This window comes from Nonomuraea sp. 10N515B, from assembly GCF_052245915.1.
GTDB lineage: Bacteria > Actinomycetota > Actinomycetes > Streptosporangiales > Streptosporangiaceae > Nonomuraea.
Window position 1 is genome coordinate 118,623 of sequence record NZ_JBQQBQ010000005.1, and the last position, 19,963, is coordinate 138,585.

A 19,963-nucleotide genomic window follows, 5' to 3' on the forward strand; every position below is an offset into this window, starting at 1 on the left:
GTTCTTACGCACTGCTGTCCTGATGGAATCTCTCGTAGTTGGCGATAGCCCGCTCCACCGCGTTGGCCCACTTCTCGACGTGCTCGATGAGCAGCGCGTAGCTGGGGTCGAACGCGTTGTAGGCGAAGTGGATGTTGTTGCCGAAGGCCGAGGCGGCCTCCCACTGCCCGGCCTCCTCCGGCCCCACGTTGCCCTCGTAGGACACCTGGTTGACGGTGCCGGGCCCGGTCCAGGTGGCGCTCATGTTCGGCACCGTTTCGCCGCGCAGCGCGCCGAGGCTCGTGCGCAGGGCCTTGATGACGTTCCTGACCTCATGGTGGTCGATGAAGGGACCGCTGCCGTCGTCCTCGCCGAGCCCGGGGAAGTCGGTGGGCAGCTTCAGCTCCGGCGGCGGGGTGCCGCCATCCGCGGGGCGGCTCATGCCTTGCCCTTCGCATCACCACGGAGGTAGGGATTCGTGGTCGCCTCGTCGCTCATGAAATAGTCCTCGTCCTCGAGAAGCCAGGTGGTCCGGGTCGACTCCTGACTCTCCTGCTGGCCGCCTCGGCCTGCCGGCGGGATCATCGGAATCATCGGGGACCTGTTGCCCATGCCGCGCATGGCGGCGGCCGCGTTCGCGGCGCTCGCCATTGCGTTGCCCGGGCCTGTGCCGCCACCGCCGTACGGGCTGCCGATGCCACTGGTGTTCTGCGGGTTCGGCAGGTTCGCGGCGGACGGGGTGGCAGAGGTGGCGGGGGTGGGCAGGGCCGTCGACGGGTCGGGCAGGCCCGCCAGCGAGGTCCGCGGGGCGTTCACGTCAGTGTTGGGGGCGTCGGGCGTGTTCGCCGAGGAGGGGTCGAGGTTCGGGCCGTCGGGCATGCCTGTGCCGCTCAGGTCCGTGCTCGGGTCCGGGATCGCGCCCATGCCGGGGCCGTTCGGAAACCTGCTGCCCGGGTCGGTGGTGCCCAGGCTGGGGATCTGGTGCAGGCTCGGATCCCGCAGGCCGTCCTGGTTCGGCTGGCCCAGGCCGTCCAGGTTGGCGTTCGGGGAGGCGATGGACTGGTTGAGGCCGGTCGGCACCGTGCCGTCGAACCTGTCGCCGCCGTTGAACGGGATCTCCGGGATCTTCGGGGCGAGGGGATCGAACTGCGGGATGTCGGTCTGGAGACTGGCCGGGAACGCCCGGTTGTTCTGCTCGGTCGCCTCGGTCAGCAGCCGGATGTGCTCCTTGGCTGCTTTCCTGTCCTGCTCCTCTTTGGAATCGCCGATGATGTTGGCGAAGGGGCCGTCGGTGAACAGGGCGGTGACGCCTCCGGCCAGCGTGCCGACGACGGCGCCGATCACCATTCCTGGCGGGCCCCCGATGAGTCCGCCTCCGATGGTGCCGGCCACGCCGCCCTGGAAGGCCCCCTCGAGGAAGTTGACATCCGAGTCCGCGGACTCCGGCACGTTCTTGCCGCTGAACGCCGACAACGTGTGGGCCTGCAGGAGGAGCGCGGGAGCGACGCCACTCGGGTTGGCGAGGCACTGCTTCGCGTCGGGGTCCAGGGTCTGCTCGCTGATCGTGGTGGACACGTCCGCGGCGGACTCCCGCAACCTGCGAAGCCCGGCCTTGACTGTCCTGGCGTCCTCGCCCACGGTCCAGTGCTGGTCCAGCTCCCTCAGATGCCGGTCGATCACTCCCACCAGGTTGTCGAGGCGGCGTTTGGCCGTGAGGAGCTCAGAGGCCGCGTTGCGCAACAACTCGGGCTTGTTGTTGGCCAGATCTTCCCGCAGGATCTCGAGGTTCGCGTCCTCGACCTCCTCGGTGTTGATCGGCACCCTGATCTCATGTGATTCCTGAGCCATCAGACCCGCACCTGACCGGATCGGTCCTCACTGCCCACTTCGACCCCGTCGTAGTTGCGCAACGCCTGGTCGAACAGCTCGAGGAGGGTCTGCACCTGCAGGACGATGCTGTTGTACGACGTGGTCACGGCCCTGATGCCGTTGCCCGCGCTCTTGTGGAAGTCCATGGCGGCCGGCCACGTGAAGCCGATGGCCGAGAAGTCGTTGGACAACTCGGTCGCCACGCCCTCCGGTTTGAGCACAGGGGTGGCGGTGCCGCCGTTCTCCCTGTCAGGGCTCAGGAGCGCGAGCGCCTCCGCCAGGTCGTTCCTGGCGGTCTGGATGGCTCGCCTGCTGAGGTCCACCCCACGATCGGTGCCCATGCTCCCCCTTCGCTGTCAGGGCTCCGGCGGTCTCGCCTCGTCTGTCCTACCTGCCGTCGAAGATCTGCGCGTTGATCCTCTCGACCTGCTGCATGTTCATGTTCGTGATGTTGATGTTCTGCTTCATCAGGTCGATGAACTGCGACATGTCGTTGGCCTCGCGCTTCCAGAGCTCGCGGACCTCGTCGAAGACGGTCTTGGCCTCGCCCTGCCAGATCGCGCTCTTGGCCAGCAGGTCCCGCTCCAGGGTGTCCAGAGTGGTGACCATGTCGTTGAACGCCCTGGCGAAGGCGTCCTCACCTTCGCCGAGACCGGCGAAGTTGACCTTGGTGATATCGAAGATGTCTTCCGCGGGCATCGCGGCCTCCTGTGCTGCTCGTTAGATCCGGGACTGCGGCGCGGCGTTGATCATCGCGGCGATCTGGTTGATCGCCTCGGTCCGCTCCTGGTTGAACGCGGCGTAGTTGGTGTTGCTCGTCCCGATGTTCTGCGCCAGGCGCGCCAGGCTGCCCATCACGACGTCCATCCGCTCGTGCCACTTCTTGTGCACGGCGTCGAACGCGGCCTCCGACTGGCCCACCCAGTGGGCCTTGAGCGTCACACCCGCGGTGTCGAGGTTCCTCTGGATGCCGCGCAGTCTCTCGGCGGCGTCCTCGATGAGCATGATCGCGGACTTGAGATCGGATTCGCTTACTTGCGCCTGCGGTTGGGTCCCCACAGGGTCTCCCTCCCCTTGCTGGTCGGCTGACTCAGGCCGACAGCGAAGTGTCGTCCTGATTGGTCACATTAGTGAACATCTGTCGCTAGCGTCGCACGTGATCCAGTTAATTTTCCATATCCTTCGGGCAGATCGTAGGTGTATCGCCAGAACAGGGGCTCTGATTCGGGTGCGTCCGTAATGTGAGCTGGCGTAGCGTATGTGGCGTACGTGACAAGGGGGGCGCATGTCCAACTCATCCTCGTCCAGCGGCGATCCCTTCGCCGGCGCCTACGGCAACCTCGGAGCCGGTAATCTCGGCGTTGGTCTCGATCCGCGGTCCATCGACCCGAAGTTCAAGATGCGCCGCTCCAGCGTCAGGACACTGGGCACGAACGTGGGCGGCTACGGCCAGGACCTGACGGAGATGAGCGACAACACCAGGGCCATCGACATCCATGTCATGGCTTTCGGCGCGATCGGCGGCGGCCTGAACGTGGCGCACCGCTCGGTGCGGGACGGCGCGGCCGATGCGCTCAAGCAGGCCAAGGACGTGCTCGACTCCTGGAAGACGGCGCTCAACACGGCCGCCGACAACACCGAGGCGGCCGAGGAGGCGGGCAAGGGGCCGGGCACCGGCCCCGGAGGGCCAGGTGGCCTCCCGACGGGCAAGATGCCGAAGACCGGCCCCCTGGGCGGTCCCGGCGTCGATCCGAGTGACCTGGGGACCGGCCGCCCGCCGACCATCCCCCAGCCGGACCCGGGCGACATCAAGCAGCCGGACCTGACCACCCCCGATCCGGGAGACACCAAGCAGCCGGACCTGACCACGCCGGACCCCGGCGATCTCCAGCGGCCCGATCTCAACACCCCGGGCGTCAACACCCCGGGCCTCAACACCCCCGGCGTCAACACCCCTGACCTCAACACTCCGGGCGCGAAGACCCCCGACCTGAGCGGCGTCAGCAAGCCGAACACCGACCTGGCCTCGGCGAACCCCAACCTGCCGTCGGCGAACCCCAACCTGCCCACCTCCACCACCCCCCCGTCGATCCGCACGCCGGACGCCCCGGCGTTCGACCCGCGTGCCTCCATGCCCCGCACGGGCTATCCGGAGGGTGGTCCGGTGGCGGGAGGGGCGATGCCGCCAGGTAGCGCGGCGCCGGGGAGCATCGCCCGCGCGCTCAACACCGGGATACCGCCGATGTACCCCCCTCCCGGCATGGGCGGGATGGGGGCGAACAACGGGGACAAGGACCGCGAACGCGGCCCGCACCTCGCCGAGGACGAGGGCGTCTGGGGAACGGACGAGGACTACGCGCCGGCGGTGCTCGGCAAGGAAGAGGCATAGGGCAGCCGGATGGCGGATTACGAGAATGATTTCGACGGCTTCGTCACCGCTGTGGGCCTCGCGACCGCGGCAGCCGTGGTCATGCCGTACGCCTGGCCCCTCGTCGGGCTCATGGGGTTGATGGTCGCCGACCCGTTCGCGCAGGACCAGGGGGCCGACCAGTGGCTCAACCCCCACTCCGTGAACATCTCTGCTGCCTCGGCGTCGCCGCTCATCACGGGCGGCGGGCAGCAGGAGTGGCGCCCGCCGATGGCGGCGCCCGCCGGCAGCGACATCGCCTTCCTCCGCGGCGAGCTGCAGCGGCTGACCAGGGAGATCGGTCAGGGCGAGGATTGGGAGGGCCGGGCTTACCAGTCGTTCAAGGACAAGGTCGAGGTCCTCGACGGGCATCTCGCCACGCTCGACGAGAACAGGGTCGGTTGTGGGAACACCCTCAGATGCACGGCACAGGGGTATCACGTGCTGATGTCCGTCTGCATCATCGTCGCGGCCTTCCTGGATGCGCTGGCGGTGTTCGTCGTGGCGTGCAGGATGTCGGTGGCGGGCGCGCTGCAGGGCGAGGCGTCGGCGATGCGCGCGGTGGTGGGGCTGCACGAGTCGGTGTCCACGGTGTTCAAGAGCCACTGGAAGCTCGTGCTGAAGGCCACCGGCATCCTGGGGGTCGCGGGCATCGCCTACAACCAGTTCGCCCAGGACCTGCCGGGCCTGCAGGCGGTGTCAGCGAGCAAGCCGAACCTGATGGAGGCGAGCGCCATCTACGATCCCTCCTCGGTGGACATCGTCGACAACCCGAAGAGCGAGTTCGACCTGGAGCAGCCGTCGCTCATGCCGGAGATGGGCTGGTAGCCGTCACCTGGTTCGCCGGTGCTCCCGCTTCCCCGCACTCACGCTGGGTAGAGGAGTTGCATCGGACGGTGATGGGCAGGGGACCTGATGTCCGCTTCAGGGGAACCGGTGTGGGAGGCGATCTACGCTCTCTCGCGCTTCGCGGCGCTGGCGGCCGTGGCCGAGCTCGGCTGCGCCGATCATCTCGTGGACGGCCCTCGCAGCGCAGACGAACTGGCTGACCTGTGCGGGGCGGACGCGCCATCGTTGCGCCGCGCCTTGCGTGAGGTGGCGAGCATGGGAATCGTGCACTCCACTCCCGACGGCTATGAGCTCACCGAGCACGGAATGACTCTCCGCTCCGGAGCACCCGGGTCGCTGCGTCCCGTCGTGCGGGTGATCGCTCACGAGGGGCTCTGGTACGCGATAGGCGCCCTGACCCGGACGGTGCGGACCGGCAGGAGCGCGTTCGCCGAGCGGTACGGGAGCTTCTACGACTACCTCGACCGCGATCCAACGCTCAGGACGCTCTTCGATGAGTACATGATCGCGCGTACGCGGCCGTGCATCGGGACGATGGCCCAGAGTTATGACTTCTCCAGATTCCACACCCTTGTCGATGTCGGAGGCGGGAGAGGGCATCTGCTGGCCGCGGTGTTGGCCGGGCACCCGCGGCTCAAGGGTGTGCTCCTCGACCTCGAGCATGTCGTACCGGGCGCTGCCCACGCCCTGGGCGAGCGCGGCGTGGCGGACCGATGCCGGCTCGTGGCGGGAGACTTCTTCGACGGTGTGCCGCCGGGCGCCGATGCCTACCTGCTGGCCAACGTCCTGCACAACTGGTCGGACGAGGACGCCGTACGGATCCTCCGCAACGTCCGGTCGGCGATGAGCCCAGGCGGGACGCTGTTCGTGCTGGAAATGGTGCTGCCGGACGACGATGCCCCGCATCCTGGCAAGGACATGGACATCAGGATGCTCGCCCTGTTCGACGGCGGGATGGAGCGCACGCGCCAGGAATACACCACGTTGCTGCGGGCGGCCGGCTTCCGGTTCGCCGAGATCATCCCCCTGCCCGGGAGCTTCGAGCTCATCGTGGCCGACGGCGCCTGATCAGGGCCTCACCTGCCGGCTACCGTCAGCGGCACCATCGCGGCCGCCGGGTCGAGCGCCGGGCCCTGCGGGATGGCGTGCATGATGCTCGCCGGCACCGGAGCGATGTCGGCGGCGTCATACCCGAGCTTGGCGAGCACGTCCGCCGACGGCACCGGATAGCGCACACCCTGGTCGCTGATCAGCGACAGCGTGCCCGCCACCGCGCTGAGCTGGCCCTCGCCGGGCAGCACGCCGGCCACCACGGCGCTCCCCGGAGGGAGCAGGACCTGGTCGAAGCGGTTCTGGACGCCTGCGTTCGCCGGGGCCGGTATGGCGATCCTGCTGCCGACCGTCACCTTCGCCGCGACCGAGCCCGCCATCGTGTTCGCGTACACCGAGCAGAGCGGCACCGAGCCCGACACGGTGATCACGTTCGGCATGGCCGTCGGCAGGGTGGTGTCCATGACGTTCTGGCGTGACGGTGCCGCGTTGGCCGACGCGGCGTCGATCTGGATGGGCTGCACCGGGCGGTTGCCGTACGCCTTCTTGCTGGCCGGATCCTCAAGCAGCAGCCTGGCCTGGACGGCGGTGATGGGGGCCAGGCCGTCGTCGAGCAGGACGTACCAGCGCGCGGCGGTGCCCGGCAGGGCCGGCACCGTGAAGACCTGCCCGACCATCGCCGCGGTGGCCTGGCCGCCGGTGCGGACTTTCTTGCCCCGGTTCGCCACGTCGGGGCCCTTGAAGTCGTGACCGGCCGGCAGCGCGGTCAGCCAGGCGGTGGGCACCTTCCTGGGCTGGGCGTTGAGCGCGCGCACGCCCGGCTCGCCCACGCGCATGCGCCGGTCTCCCCAGATGACCCAGTTCTGCTGCCCGTCGGAGACCACCATCGCGCTCGTGCCCACCGGCTTCCCGCCGACGTCAGTCCCTCCGACCAGCGTCGTGTACGGCCTGCGCCCGCCGGCGTTGTCGGGCCCGTCCGCCACGCACACCGACCACGGGGCCTTGACCAGCTTCTCCCTAACGGGCAGCGAGTCGGGCGCGCCGGAGATCCCGATGAGCGGCCCACGGGTGAATCCCGCCAGGGACGCGGCGGTCACGCTCCGCGTCGTGATCTCCCCGCCGTCCAGGACCAGCCGCGCGGACACGTAGTTCGCCACCGGCAACAGCCGCTGCCGCTGCTGGCTGTAGACGAACTTGGCCCCGCTCTCCTCCTCGACGAGCAGTTGCCCCGGGTCGGTCAGCTTGGTGGCGTTGCCCGGCTTCACCAGGCCCCAGATCCCGAACACCGCCATCACCAGGACTCCGACCAGGATCCCGCCGAACGTGGCCACGTTCTGCCGCCGCATAGGAGACTCGGGCACGTCCGGCTCGGCCTGCAGGAGCGCCATCCCGAGCCGCTGCTGCATCAAGCGGTGGGCCTGATAGAGGTCCTTCTTGGTCTGCACAGCCCCTCCCGCGCGTCACAGCCCGCGCATCAGCATAAACGCCCAGCTTTCCCAAACGTCCCTAAAGAACCATATCCACCTCTGGCCCCGCGATCGCCGGATCACGGGGCCAGAGGCGCATCGCCGCGACAACCGTCAGCCGCAGTGCTCCAAGGGGCTGTCGTACCTGACGGAGCCGATGGCGCCGCCCCACTTGATGCAGACGTGGGCGGCCTTGGCCCGGATCGGACCCGCGTAGTACTGGAAGCTGCCCGCGCCCGTCTTCCTCGGCTGGTCTTTGAGCTCCAGATACGCCCGCATGGCGACCTTGCCGGAGACGTTGTTCCGCAGGGTGACGACGCAGTTCTGGCCGCTGGAGGCCGAGTAGAGCAGCACCACGCGCCCCTGAGTGCCGAGAGCGGCCGAGTCGATCTGCTTGAAGCCCGAGCCGCAGACCTGCGTGGCCGAGTACGGGTTCTTCGTGCCGCCCGTGGCGGGTGGCGGCGTGGTGGCCTGGCCGCTCCCGCAGTTCTTCGAGGTCAGCGTCTGGTTCGGGTAGCGGAACCTGGTGCCGTTGAACGTGGCCGGGACGATCGTCCCCGAGGAGGTGCGCTGCTCGTAGTGGAGGTGGGCGAGCATTTTGTACTTCTTCGACGTCTTGCCCACGGTGCCGATCTTCTGGCCCTGCCGGACCGTCGCGCCCTTGCTGACCAGCAGGTCGTTCAGGTGGGCGTACAGCGTGACGGAGCCGTCGGAATGCCGGATCTTGATGACTTTGCCGAAGCCGTCCGCGGTCCGGAACTCCGACATCACCACCGTGCCCGCGGCCGCCGCCACGACAGTCCTGCCCAGGTCGCCGTTGCCGTCGCCGGCGCTCCCGTTGAAGTCGACCTCGTACCCAGCGGTGTGCGCTGGGCTCTTGCTACTGCCGACCCAGGTCTCTCCACAGGGGAACGGGAGCTGGAACATGGGTCCGGCCGATACCGCCGAGGCGCTCGCCGCGTTCACGCCACCAAGGGAAAGCGCGGCAACGCCGCATAGGCCGGCTAAAAGGGTCTTGATCCGCATGGAGGGAAGGGTGCCATTTGGATCATCAACGCGTCTAGATCTTCGCGAACTATTCATAAACAGTACGTTCACCCCACGCCCCACCAAAGGCCCGCCGCATGGACGTCACCTTCTCCGGACGGTGAGGGCGGCCGTGGCCGTCATTCGTGGTCGGGGAGAGCCGCTTGGATGGGGGTGATGACGCCGGTCGTCACGAGGATCCCTCGCCCGGGCGGGCCTCCGGTTGCCCCACGGGGCAGCCGAATCGTGAAGAGGTCGCCGTCGGTCTGCCCTTGGACCGCCAGGAGCACACCCGTACGGGCCTTGCGGGTCTCCGCCACGAACCCGCGGTAGGCGACGGCCAGATCCCCCGTCGTGCCGGCGATCAGCAGCGCATGATCGCCGTCTCTCCCCGTCTTGAGCACCTCCTCCAGCGCCGTTCCCAGCGGGCCGTCCGCGTTGATCAGCTCGGCGTCGTCGACCAGCACGACATAGTGGTGCAGGTCCGCGACGAGCTCGGCCAGGTTCGTGGCGTTGGCGTCCAGCACGGCGTGTGCTCCGGCCAGCTCTCTCAAGGGGCTGCGTCTCGGCGCGACGACGATGACGGGCGTGCCCTGGGCGAGCAGCGAATGGGCCGCCGACAGCAGCGTCGACGAACGGCCGGAACGCGCGGGGCCGGCGATCACGGCGCCAGGCCCGTGAGCCAGCAGGTCGAGCCCGAGCGGCGCGAGCGCGTCGCCGCCCGCACCCACCAGCGCCCAGAGCGGCGAGGGAGGACTGAAGGCCGGGTCCAGCGCGAGCGACTGGCCGGCGGTGATGCGCATCGGCAGGGCGTCCACCCGCAAGGGCGGCTCCCCGTGCCAATGCCAGCCTTGTGGACCGGCCGCCGGCGGCTGCGCTTGAGCCGGCCCGGCGGCGGCGCGGGCCACGGCCTGAAGGGCCGCCACCTGCGCGGGGCCGGCCGGATCGGAGGAGAGCAGGGCGATGTGATGCTCGACGATGCCGTGATCGCCCATGGACAGGGCGCGGCCCGGGGGCATGGAGGCAGGCAGGCCCTTGAGCGGGAACCCGGCCAGGCCGAAGTCGGAGGAGTCGGACAGGCGCAGGATCAAGCGGTCGTCGAACACCGTGGACACCTGGCCGAGCAGCCCCGACCGGTCACTGGTGATCACTGCCCTGAACCCCACAGCCGCCCCTTCGCGCAGCAGCTGGAGCAACGACTCGATGAGGCGGCCGTAGTCGTAGCTCTCGAACGCGGCCACGAAGCCTTCCCACCGGTCGAGCATGAACACCAGCCAGGGAAGCCGATGGCCCGCCTGGCGGTATTCGGCCAGCGACGCGTGCCCGGCCTCGGCCAGCAGCTGCTGACGGCGGCCTATCTCGACCCGGAGCCGGGTGAGCAGGCGTTCCACCCGGTCGAGCTGGTCACGGGTCACCACCGCCCCGCAGTGCGGCATCGACACCAGGGGCAGCAGCGCACCCGAGCCGCAGTCGACCGCATGAAGGTGCACGTCGCCGGGGGATGCATGGGCCGCTATCGATCCCGCGATCGTCCGCAACGCCGTCGACCTCCCGCTGCGCGCGGAGCCCGCGATGAGCAGGTGCCCACCGTGGGCCAGGTCCAGCGCGAGAGGCAGCCGGTCCTGCGCCCACGGACGATCCGTCAGACCGAAGGGCAGCGGCGTGACCTCCACGAACGGGTCGTATTCCGGCGGCGGCAGGGGCGCGGCCGTCGGGCTCGATGCCGAAGCTCCGTCCGGTCCCAACGCCGGCTGGCTGAAGCCTTTCACCCGCGCCTGGATCGGGTTGCCGCGGAAGGGCACACCAGAGGCGTTGAGGGGCGGGGCGGACCCAGACCCGTCCGAGGTGGCGTGGAGGGAGGTGGGGAGGTCCAGGACGAAATGGGTGGGGAGGGGGTCCAGCCACGGGCTGGGCTGGGCCGGGACGCCGGTCAGCTGGGCGGCCTCGATGAGGGCGTCGGCCACCAACGTGAGGTCCGTGACCGTCGATTCCTCCTCCGGCTCGGGCGGGGAGGGGAGCGGTTTGCCCAGGGAGCGCCAGTTCACCTCGAGCACCCGGATGTTGCCGGTCGCCGCGCTGTGGGCGCCCGGCGATGATCCGACGAGGTCCTGCGGTGATCCCAGAGGTCTCGCCGGGCTGCGGCCCCCGACCCTGGCCGTCTGCACGGCGGTCGCCGCGCCCACACCCGAACGCACGTAGCAGCGGCCCGGTGTGGATTTGGAGATATGGGCCGCGTCGGGCAGGTCGATGACGTCGGCCGACTCGGCAGGCTCGGTCACGCGAAGCGCGATCCGCAGGGACGTGTTGGCCTGGATGTCGGCCGTCACCACGCCCGCCGGTCGCTGCGTGGCCAGGATCAGGTGGATGCCCAGCGAGCGACCTCTGCGGGCGATGTCCACGAGGCCGGTGACGAAGTCGGGCAACTCGGCGACTAGAGCGGCGAACTCGTCGATGATCAGCACCAGGCGCGGCAGCGGGACCGCGCCCGCGTAGTCGTCGATGTCCTTGGCCCCGGCCTTCAGCAGCAGGCGTTCCCTGCGGCGGATCTCCGCCGCCAGCGAGTCGAGCGCCCGTTGCGTCAGATGGCCGTCGAGGTCGCTGACCATGCCGACCGTGTGCGGCAGGCGTACACACTCCTTGAACGCGGCCCCGCCCTTGTAATCGATCAGCACGAACGTCAGCTGGTCGGGCCGGTTGGCCACCGCCAGCGCGCAGATCAGCGTCTGCAGCAGCTCGGACTTGCCCGCGCCCGTGGTGCCGGCGATCAGGCCGTGCGGGCCGTCGAGCTTGAGATCCACCGAGAACGGCCCCTCGGGCCCGACGCCGATCAGCGCGCTGGTGGTGCCACGGTCGCGCCATCGGGCGGCCAGCTCCTTGCCGGAGGGGTCGGGCATGCCCATCAGATCGAGCAGCCGGACCGCTCCGGGCAGGTTGCCCGCGGGGTCGTCCCTGCTGACGTCACGGATCGGAGCCAGGGACCTGGACAGGCGGTCGGACCAGGCGGCCGACACGAAGTCGCCCAGCACCGGGCCGATGACGTCGAGCCCGCCGCCCCGCAGGTGTACGAGGCCGTCGCCGCCGCACGCGGCCACCGTCTGGCACTCCTCCGGCAGCAGGCGCTGGTCATCGTCGATGGCGAGCGTGTAAACCCCGGAACGGGGTCCCTGGCGCAGCACCTGCGGCATGTTGGGCAGGCCGCGCAGCACCTGTGCCCCGTCGAGGATCACCAGCACGTCATAGGGGCGTACGTCATAGGAGGAGAACGTGGGCTTCTCTGGGCCGCCGAGGTCGTCCCACCCGCTGGGGATCTTGCCGAGCTCGGGGATCGCGGTGTTCTGGCGCTCGTCGATGAGGGCGGCGAGCTCGGAGACGCGGCGCGCCGCCGACTCGGGGTCGGTGCCGAACAGCGCAACACACTCCTCGCCTGCACGTGGCGCGCAGTGCGGCAGCCAGCGCATCCAGCCCCAGCGGCGCTCCGCGTCGGGATGCGCCGACACCACCACGATGGCCAGATCGCGCGGGCTGTGGAGGGTCGCGGCCTGGGCGATCAGCCAGCTCGCCAGGCTGGCCGCGACGGCGCGCGGGCCGGTGACGCCGGCCACGCCCAGCCGCCGCATCGGCAGCGCCACGGGCACGGAACGGCAGATCGGCGGATCGATGGGCCCGCCCTGCTCCTCCGACAGCTCCAGGTTGGCGGGCAGGTCGGCGAGCCCGACCCGCAGCCTGAGCGCGTCGGAGTCGTGGATCCTGCGCTCCCACAGCCGCCTGCGCGGCCCCGTGGCCGTGAGCAGCACCTGGGCCGGGTCCGGAGCGTCCGCCCTGCGGGCGGCCTCGTCGGCCATCCTGGCCTGCTCGACCGCCTCGTCGTACGCCTGGAGCCGCTCTTTCCACTCCTTGATCGCCTTCTTGTGCTGCTTCTTGCCGTGACGGCGGTCGCTCCACCACTGGCCGACCATCATGATCGGCGTCATCAGCGCGATGAGCAGGTAGTAAGGCTGCTTGAGCGCGAACGCCAGCGTCACCCCCAGCGCGGCAGGCAGGAACGCGGCCAGCAGTTGCAGGCGCAGGCCCTCGTTCCTGCTCGGCTCCTTCGGCCGGACGAACGTGCGCTCGGGCTCGGGACGCCGGAGCCTGGGCGGGCGGTTGTAGGACACGCCGCCCTCGCTCCTGGGCGCCAGGTGCGCGTCCTTGGGCTCGATCGACGTCAGCACGAAGACCGAGGAACCGCAGGTCAGCACCGCCTGATCGGTCCATTGGACGGGTTCGGTGAGCGGCCGGCCGTCGATCTGGGGCACCTCTTCGTAGCCGGCCGCGAACTCGGCCGCCTCCCGCTCGGCGACCCGCGCCGTCAGCTCCGCGACCTCGCCGGCCCAGCGGCCCTTGAGCTTGGGTTTGGGCGCCTGGCCCGGCTGCTGCCACGTGCGCTCCGCGGTGATCGCGTCCGGCGTCACCCGTACGGTCACCGCCTCCGGCGCGAGTGCCGGATCGGCGGCGGCGATCGCGCACATCGGATCGGAGCCGATGATGTAGGTGCCCAGCCCCAGCCGGTGCACCGCCCCAGCCGCCGGCCCGCCCACGACCCGCACCTCGGCCACCCCACCCGGCTCCTCGATGACCGTCGCCCGGGCCAGGCGGGACTCCAGCGTGACCTTGTCGCCGTCCCGCAGCACGGAGGTGGCGCGAGCTCGGGGGTCGAGGGGGCGGCCGTCACGCCACATGACCGGCTCCTGTCCGTCCGGCATGCCTGGCGTGCCGGCCCGTTCGGGCCCGCGCGGGCGGGGCACGTGGAGCCCGTCGTCGGGTGGAAGCCCACGGCCGGCGGACATGCCGTAGGGCGCTCGGGCTCTGGGCAGCCGGACGACCGTCGCCAGCGGCCCGGCGTCGCTGAGCGCTTCACTCACCCTGGCCACTGTGGTGCTGTCGTCGCCGTCGATCACGACGTCACGGTCGCCCTGCCCGCCGAGCACGGTGAGCATGATCCGCATGGTGCCGTCTCCTCGCTCGACTTCGGCCGCCAAGGTAGCGCCCGAAGCGCGGCCAGGCCGGTCGGTTGACATCAATGGCATGGCTGAGCGCGGGCGGTGCGGGGCCCATTGGTGGGTATAAATCCGTAGAACCGGTAATCGTGTGCCCCATGTGACTCAAGTGGCAAACAGGCGCGACTAGCCGGAAAAATCCCCACTCGTCAATGCGATAGAAACAATAAGCATTGATTATTTCCCATTGACATCCCGCTACCTGCGAAACAAGCATTGGTCCTCGCATTCGGCCCCCGCCATCCGAACAAGCCCCACATAATGGCGTGGATTCCGCAAATCACCTTGGGAGCCCCCCACCCATGAGGACCAGTGAAAAGCCTGCCGTCAACGCGGCGGCGGGGTTGTCCGGCCCGGCCTCGCGCAAGCTCCCCGTGCCACCCCGCGAACGCAAGCCGGCCCTGGCCGCGCTCGCCGTCCTGCTCATCCTCGGCGGCGCGCTGGCCACGACCCTGCTCGTGCTCAACAGTGGTAACCGCGTCTCCGCCATCAGGGTCACCCAGCAGATCGGCGCAGGTCAGAAGTTCCCGCCTGAGGCGCTCGAAGAAGTGAAGATCGCCGACACGGGCGTCGACTTCGTCAGTTGGTCGCAGCGCCAGCAGGTGGTCAACAGCTTCGCGGCCGTCACGATCCTGCCCGGAACCCTGCTGACGAACCAGATGGGCGTCCGGGCCAGCACCGAGCTCGGCGAGGGAAAGGCCACGGTCGGATTGGCGCTCAAGCCAGGACAAATGCCCGCCGGTATCCAACAGGGCGACCGCGTACAGGTGATATACGTCCCGAGCCGCTCGAGCCAGGGACAAACGCGCGTCCTGGCCTCCAGTGCGCTCGTCTTCGCCGCCGGTGACAAGTCCAGATCTGGAAATTCCGGCCAGATCACGGTGGTCGTGGATTCGGCGGCCGCGCCGGAAATAGCGGCGTTCGCCTCCAGCGGTGAGATCGCGGTGGCCGAGCTGCCGGGGGCACGCTGACGTGGGACTGATCGTGCTGGCCGCCGACAAGGGCGCGCCGGGGGTGACGACGGCCGCGACGGCCCTGGCCGCGGTGTGGCCGCGGCCGGTGCTGCTGGCCGAGTGCGACCCGGCGGGCGGCGACCTCGCCTACCGGCTGCCCGCCGCCGACGGCGGCGTGCTCAACCCGGGCAAGGGCCTGCTCACGCTGGGCGCGACCGCGAGGCGCGGCCTGGAGCCCGCCCAGATCCATCAGCACACGCAGAAGATCATCGGTGGTCTTGACGTGCTGGCCGGGCTCACCCACGGTGAGCAGGCCGCCGGCCTCACCTGGCTGTGGGGCCCGCTGGGCAGATCGCTCGCCGCGATCCCGAACGCCGACGTGATCGCCGACTGCGGCCGCCTCGGCGCGCACCCGCAGCTCGGCGACCTGCTGGCCGAGGCCGAGCAGGTCGTGCTGCTCACCAGAGCGACCCTCGACCATGTCGCCCACCTGCGCGAACGCCTCCAGGTCAGCAAGGCCCACGGCGTGGTGGTGATCGCCGACCCGCGTGCCTACCGCGCCTCGATCGAGGACGTCCGCAGGATCGTCGGCCCCAGCGTGCAGTTCGTCTACGGCCTCGCCTACGACCCCAAGGGCGCCGAGCTTCTGCGCGGCCAGTGGGGTGGCCGCCTGGACCGCTCGCTCCTCATCCGAACGGCCCGCGACCTGGCGACGAGGCTGGTGAACCACCGATGATCGATCACTCGCTGGTCAAGCGGTTCCGCCAGGAGGTCGGCGACCGCCTGGCCCACCAGCGCAGGCTCGACCAGGCCAACGGCCTGCCCGCGATGACCGGGGAGGACGAGCGCCAGTTCGCCAGGGCGCTGATCTCCCAGGTCCTCGAGGAACACGCGCGCAGTGAGATCGGCCTCGGCCGCACGCCTCCCACAGTGGAAGAGGAGGAGGCGCTCGCGGCCGGCATCCACGCCGCGCTGTTCGGCGTGGGCCGCCTGCAGCCGCTGCTCGACGACCCCGAGGTCGAGAACATCGACATCAACGGCTGCGACAGGGTCTTCGTCAGCTACGCCGACGGCCAGGAGCTCACGCAGGACCCGGTCGCCGAATCCGACGACGAACTGATCGAGCTGATCCAGATCCTGGCGGCGTACTCGGGCCTGTCGAGCAGGCCGTTCGACACCGCGAACCCGCAGCTCGACCTGCGCCTTCCCGACGGCTCCCGGCTGAGCGCGGTCATGGACGTCACGGTACGGCCGGCGGTCTCGATCCGCCGCGCCCGCTTGGGCAAGGTCTTCATGTCCGATCTAGTCGGCAACGGCACGATAAGTCAGGACGTGGGGAGGTTCTTGAGCGCGGCCGTCGCCGCCCGCAAGAACCTCATGATCGCCGGCTCGACCAACGCCGGCAAGACCACCCTGCTGCGGGCCCTGGCCAACGAGATCCCGCCCAGCGAGCGCCTCATCACCGTCGAACGCGCCCTCGAGCTCGGCCTCGACCAGTTCCCCGAGCTCCATCCCAACGTCGTCGCCTTCGAGCAGCGCCTGCCCAACTCCGAGGGCCAGGGCGAGATCTCCATGGCCGAGCTGGTCAGGCGCTCGCTCCGGATGAACCCCAGCCGCGTCATCGTCGGCGAGGTCCTCGGCGACGAGATCGTCACCATGCTCAACGCCATGACCCAGGGCAACGACGGCTCCCTGTCGACCATCCACGCCAACTCCAGCATGGAGGTCTTCAACCGGATCGCCACCTACGCCCTGCAGGCCAGCGAGCGCCTGCCCATCGACGCGACCCACATGCTCATCGCGGGCGCCATCGACTTCGTGATCTTCATCGAGAAACGCAACGACTACCACCGCGGCGGCACCCTGCGCCGCTACGTCTCCAGCATCCGCGAGGTCAACGGCTGCGACGGCCGTGTCCTGTCGAGCGAGGTGTTCATCCCGGGACCCGATGGCGCCGCCGTCCCGCACGCGCCGGTCTCCTGCCTGGACGAGCTCATGGCGCACGGCTACACGCCAGGGGGGTGGTGACGGATGGCGCTCACGTTCGACCCGCTCGCTCTGCTGGCCGGCGCCGTGGCCGGCGGCGGCCTGTTCCTGTTCGTCCTGTCCCTGTACGGCCTGCGCCCCCGCCCACCGCAGCCCAAGCGGCACCTGGTCAAGATGCTGACCACGCGCGCCGCGATCGCCGCCGTGGCCGCCACCATCGTCCTGGTGATCACCCGCTGGCCGGTCATGGCGGCGGGCACGGTGCTGCTCGTGTTCGCCTGGCGCGGGCTGTCGGGCGGCGCGGCCGAGGAACGCACCGCGATGCGCCGCCTCGAAGGGTTGGCCGCCTGGACCGAGTCGCTGCGTGACACGATCGCCGGCGCGGCCGGGCTCGAACAGGCCATCCCGTCGTCCATCAGGGCCGCCGCGCCCACGCTCAGGCCCCACCTGCGGGCCATGATCGACCGGCTGCACACCAGGATGGCGCTGCCCGAGGCGCTCGCCCTCTTCGCCGACGAGCTCGACGACCCCTCAGCCGACCTGGTGGTGGCCGCGCTCATCCTCAACTCCAAGCTCCGCGGCCCCGGCCTGCGCGACGTGCTCGGCGCGCTGGCCGTCTCGGCCCGCGAGGAGCTCGACATGCGCCGCCGCGTCGAGGCCGAACGCCGCGCCACCAGGCGCAGCGTCCAGATCGTCGTGATCACCGCGCTGGGCTTCGCCGGGATCCTGGTGGTGTTCAACCCCTCCTACGTCGCCGAATACGAGGGCTTGCTCGGGCAGGCCGTGCTCGTGATCGTGGCCGGGCTGTTCGGCGCCGGGTTCGCCTGGATGAGGCGGCTGGCCAGGTTCGACAAGCCGACGCGGCTGCTGATGGGAGGGGGCGGCCATGGTTGAGGGCGCACTGGCGGGCGCCGTACTGGGACTCGGCCTGTTCGTGTTCTTGCGGGCCCTTTTCCCGGCCCGCCCCGGCCTGGTGGCGCGGCTGCTCGCGCTCGATGCCGTACGCGAGGACGCGGACGCCCCCCGCATCCAGCTCGTGCTGCCGGACGAGGAGGTCAGCGCGTTCCGCCGCGGCCTCGGCGTGCGACTGGCCCGCCTCTACGGGGCCCGCGGCTGGGAGGCGAGATCGGTCAAATCGGACCTGGCGCTGCTGGGGCGGTCGTTCGAGGCGTTCCTCGCGACCAAGGCGCTGCTGGCCGCCAGCGGCCTGCTGGCGTTCCCGCTGCTGCTCGGCTGGCTGGTGCTCATGGGGTGGGGCACCTCGCTCGCCATCCCGTTCTGGTCGTCCGTGCTCGTGGCGATCGTGTTCTTCTTCCTGCCCGATCTGCAGATCAGGAAGGAGGCGGCGGCCAAAAGACGCGACTTCCGCCACGCCGTGGGCGCGTTCCTCGACCTCGTCTCCATGAACCTGGCCGGCGGCCGCGGCGTGCCCGAGGCGCTCATGATGGCCGTCTCGGTCAGCGGCGAGCGCCCCAACTGGGCGATGGGCCGCATCCGCGACGCGCTGAGCGGCGCGAGGATCGTCGGCATCACCCCATGGCAGGCGCTCGGCCAGCTCGGCGAGGAGATCAACGTCGACGAGCTGCGCGACCTGTCCGCCGCGCTCGGCCTGGTCGCCGATGACGGCGCCAAAGTCCGCGCCTCGCTCACGGCCAGGGCCGCCACCCTGCGCCGCCGCGAGCTGGCGGAGATCGAGGGCCGGGCAGGCGAGCGCTCGCAGTCGATGCTCGTGGCCCAGCTCCTGCTCTGCGCCGGATTCGTGATTTTCCTCAGTTTTCCCGCCGCTATGAAGATGTTGGGGGTCTCGTGAACCATCCCTGGATCATTTACCTCACCGCGTGGCTGAGCTCGCGCATCCACCGCGCCCGCACGGCGCCCACCCGCGGCGCCTCCGCCGTGGAATGGGTGATCATCACTGCGATCATCGCCGGGGTGGCGCTCGGCCTGGCCACCTTGATCAGGACTCTTGTCGAGCAGCAACAGGAGCAGATCCGGTCGAACTTCGGCGGCGACGGTGGCGGCGGTGGCGGCGGTTAGGCCCCGCGACGGCGAACGCGGCGTGACCGCGATCGAGCTGGCCATCCTCATGCCGGTCGTCCTCGCGGTGTCGCTGCTCATCGTGCAGGTGGCGCTCTGGTTCCACGGGCGGCAGGTGGCCGAGGCGGCCGCCAGGGAAGGTGCCCGCGTCGCCAGGGCGGCGCCCATCGACTCCGGCGACTGGCCGGGCGCGGCCACGGCCAAGGCCACCGAGATCGTCCGGGCCATCGGGCCGCAGCTGCTCGGCAACGCCACCGCCACGACGTCCGAGAAGGAGCCCGACGAGCGCTTCGTCACGGTGACCGGCAGCGCCGTGCAGGTCATCCCGCTGCTGCCGCCGCTGACGTTCACGATCACCGCGACCGCGGGCGGGCCCGTCGAGTGCTTCCGCCCCGACGACGGCGGCGAGGACTGCGGATGACCAGAGATCCCGAGCGCGGCTCCATGGCCGTGGAGACGGTCATGCTGGCCCCGCTCTTCCTGCTGTTCCTCATGTTCCTCGCCGGTGCCGGTGTGCTGGTGGAGTCGCAGGGGCGGGTCAACGGGGCGGCCAGGGACGCCGCCAGGGCCGCGTCGGTGCAACGTACGTTCGACGAGGCCGAGGCGGCGGCCGAGGCGATCGCCGAGAGCGCGCTCACCGGCCCCTGCGGCTCGCCGTCGGTGTCGCTGGACGGCTCGGAGTGGGAGCAGGGCGGCCAGGTCCAGGCCGAGGTGACCTGCGAGCTGGACCTCGCCTTCCTCGGGTTCGGCGGCACCACGCGGATGACCGGCACGGCCGTGGTGCCTCTGGAGCAGTTCAGGAGGATCGATGAGTGAACGCGGCTCGATGTCGGTGTTCACCGTGCTGTTCTCCGTGGCCGTGTTCCTGCTGGCCGGGCTGCTGGTGGACGGCGGGGCGGCGATCAACGCCCGGCTGCGTGCCGCGGACGTGGCCGAGCAGGCCGCGCGGGCCGGCGCCGACCAGATCGACGTCGACCACCTTCGCGCCACGGGGGAGACCCGGCTGCTCGGCGACGATCAGGTGTGCGCCCGGGCCGACGAGATCGTCGCGGCCCAGGGTGGCGACGACGTGACCAGCGGCGAGTGCTCGGTGGGGCAGGGGCAGGCGCTGGTGACGGTCAGCGTGAGGGTGCGGTGGGAGGCGTTCTTCCTCGGCGCGATCGGTTTCCCCGGCGATGAGGCGATCGGCGAGGCCACGGCCGCGCCCGAAGCGAGATAGACCGAATCTCTTCACTCGATGGATTGCGGAACGCACGAGGCAACACGCTGGACGAGAGACCCCAGGGGCACGGAGCCCCGAGGTAA

The 19,963-nt window shown here is 70.1% G+C and carries 20 protein-coding genes; 12 read left to right on the forward strand and 8 right to left on the reverse strand.

Going from position 1 to position 19,963, the window contains the following annotated elements; all coding sequences use genetic code 11:
• Positions 1–4: 4 nt before the first annotated feature.
• Genes ACTWQA_RS08970 through ACTWQA_RS08990 form a run of 5 tightly spaced genes read right to left on the reverse strand, consistent with a single transcriptional unit; the run spans position 5 to position 2,907 of the window.
• Complete coding sequence (locus ACTWQA_RS08970; protein ID WP_443158811.1) at positions 5–421, reverse strand: hypothetical protein; 417 nt, start codon at positions 419–421, stop codon at positions 5–7.
• Complete coding sequence (locus tag ACTWQA_RS08975) at positions 418–1,827, reverse strand: hypothetical protein (RefSeq protein WP_443158812.1); 1,410 nt, start codon at positions 1,825–1,827, stop codon at positions 418–420. The genes ACTWQA_RS08970 and ACTWQA_RS08975 overlap by 4 nt, the downstream gene beginning before the upstream one ends.
• Positions 1,827–2,189, reverse strand: coding sequence for a hypothetical protein (locus tag ACTWQA_RS08980; RefSeq protein WP_443158813.1), 363 nt, complete (start codon positions 2,187–2,189; stop codon positions 1,827–1,829). Before ACTWQA_RS08980 ends, ACTWQA_RS08975 begins: the two co-directional genes overlap by 1 nt.
• A gap of 46 nt (positions 2,190–2,235) precedes the next feature.
• Positions 2,236–2,547: a WXG100 family type VII secretion target gene (locus tag ACTWQA_RS08985; protein ID WP_443158814.1), complete on the reverse strand. Its 312-nt coding sequence runs from the start codon at positions 2,545–2,547 to the stop codon at positions 2,236–2,238.
• Positions 2,548–2,568: 21 nt separating this feature from the next.
• Positions 2,569–2,907, reverse strand: coding sequence for a WXG100 family type VII secretion target (locus tag ACTWQA_RS08990; protein WP_327585496.1), 339 nt, complete (start codon positions 2,905–2,907; stop codon positions 2,569–2,571).
• 226 nt (positions 2,908–3,133) lie between these two features.
• Between ACTWQA_RS08990 and ACTWQA_RS08995 the strand changes: the two genes are divergently transcribed.
• The 3 genes from ACTWQA_RS08995 to ACTWQA_RS09005 all read left to right on the forward strand — a co-directional run bounded on the left by ACTWQA_RS08995 (position 3,134) and on the right by ACTWQA_RS09005 (position 6,172).
• Entirely contained in the window at positions 3,134–4,237 is a 1,104-nt protein-coding gene (locus ACTWQA_RS08995; RefSeq protein WP_443158815.1) for a hypothetical protein, read from the forward strand.
• A gap of 9 nt (positions 4,238–4,246) precedes the next feature.
• Positions 4,247–5,083 (forward strand): hypothetical protein, encoded by an 837-nt coding sequence (locus ACTWQA_RS09000; protein ID WP_443158816.1) that lies wholly within the window; start codon positions 4,247–4,249, stop codon positions 5,081–5,083.
• 87 nt (positions 5,084–5,170) lie between these two features.
• Positions 5,171–6,172: a methyltransferase gene (locus tag ACTWQA_RS09005; RefSeq protein ID WP_443158817.1), complete on the forward strand. Its 1,002-nt coding sequence runs from the start codon at positions 5,171–5,173 to the stop codon at positions 6,170–6,172.
• A gap of 8 nt (positions 6,173–6,180) precedes the next feature.
• Here the strand turns inward: ACTWQA_RS09005 and eccB are convergent, their stop codons facing one another.
• The 3 genes from eccB to ACTWQA_RS09020 all read right to left on the reverse strand — a co-directional run bounded on the left by eccB (position 6,181) and on the right by ACTWQA_RS09020 (position 13,631).
• Complete coding sequence (eccB, locus tag ACTWQA_RS09010) at positions 6,181–7,599, reverse strand: type VII secretion protein EccB (RefSeq protein ID WP_443158818.1); 1,419 nt, start codon at positions 7,597–7,599, stop codon at positions 6,181–6,183.
• 135 nt (positions 7,600–7,734) lie between these two features.
• Positions 7,735–8,586, reverse strand: coding sequence for a M23 family metallopeptidase (locus ACTWQA_RS09015; RefSeq protein WP_443158819.1), 852 nt, complete (start codon positions 8,584–8,586; stop codon positions 7,735–7,737).
• Positions 8,587–8,786: 200 nt separating this feature from the next.
• Entirely contained in the window at positions 8,787–13,631 is a 4,845-nt protein-coding gene (locus ACTWQA_RS09020; protein WP_443158820.1) for an FtsK/SpoIIIE domain-containing protein, read from the reverse strand.
• A 353-nt stretch (positions 13,632–13,984) separates the two neighbouring features.
• Between ACTWQA_RS09020 and ACTWQA_RS09025 the strand changes: the two genes are divergently transcribed.
• From ACTWQA_RS09025 to ACTWQA_RS09065, 9 genes are read left to right on the forward strand one after another with little or no spacing between them, the layout of a single operon-like run.
• Positions 13,985–14,653, forward strand: a complete 669-nt coding sequence (locus ACTWQA_RS09025) for a hypothetical protein (RefSeq protein WP_443158821.1) — start codon at positions 13,985–13,987, stop codon at positions 14,651–14,653.
• A gap of 1 nt (position 14,654) precedes the next feature.
• Entirely contained in the window at positions 14,655–15,371 is a 717-nt protein-coding gene (locus ACTWQA_RS09030; RefSeq protein ID WP_443158822.1) for a hypothetical protein, read from the forward strand.
• On the forward strand, positions 15,368–16,663 hold the full coding sequence (locus tag ACTWQA_RS09035) for a CpaF family protein (RefSeq protein WP_305920259.1): 1,296 nt from the start codon (positions 15,368–15,370) through the stop codon (positions 16,661–16,663). Before ACTWQA_RS09030 ends, ACTWQA_RS09035 begins: the two co-directional genes overlap by 4 nt.
• 3 nt (positions 16,664–16,666) lie before the next feature.
• Positions 16,667–17,515, forward strand: a complete 849-nt coding sequence (locus tag ACTWQA_RS09040) for a type II secretion system F family protein (protein ID WP_443158823.1) — start codon at positions 16,667–16,669, stop codon at positions 17,513–17,515.
• Positions 17,508–18,431: a type II secretion system F family protein gene (locus ACTWQA_RS09045; protein WP_305920261.1), complete on the forward strand. Its 924-nt coding sequence runs from the start codon at positions 17,508–17,510 to the stop codon at positions 18,429–18,431. Before ACTWQA_RS09040 ends, ACTWQA_RS09045 begins: the two co-directional genes overlap by 8 nt.
• Entirely contained in the window at positions 18,428–18,658 is a 231-nt protein-coding gene (locus ACTWQA_RS09050) for a hypothetical protein (protein WP_305920262.1), read from the forward strand. Before ACTWQA_RS09045 ends, ACTWQA_RS09050 begins: the two co-directional genes overlap by 4 nt.
• The gene (locus ACTWQA_RS09055; RefSeq protein ID WP_443158824.1) at positions 18,645–19,079 is read left to right on the forward strand and encodes a TadE family protein; all 435 of its coding nucleotides are present in this window, start codon (positions 18,645–18,647) and stop codon (positions 19,077–19,079) included. The genes ACTWQA_RS09050 and ACTWQA_RS09055 overlap by 14 nt, the downstream gene beginning before the upstream one ends.
• On the forward strand, positions 19,076–19,474 hold the full coding sequence (locus ACTWQA_RS09060) for a TadE/TadG family type IV pilus assembly protein (protein WP_443158825.1): 399 nt from the start codon (positions 19,076–19,078) through the stop codon (positions 19,472–19,474). The genes ACTWQA_RS09055 and ACTWQA_RS09060 overlap by 4 nt, the downstream gene beginning before the upstream one ends.
• A complete protein-coding gene (locus ACTWQA_RS09065) occupies positions 19,467–19,877 on the forward strand; it encodes a flp pilus-assembly TadE/G-like family protein (RefSeq protein WP_327585483.1) in 411 nt (136 codons plus the stop codon). Before ACTWQA_RS09060 ends, ACTWQA_RS09065 begins: the two co-directional genes overlap by 8 nt.
• The last annotated feature ends 86 nt before the right edge of the window (positions 19,878–19,963 follow it).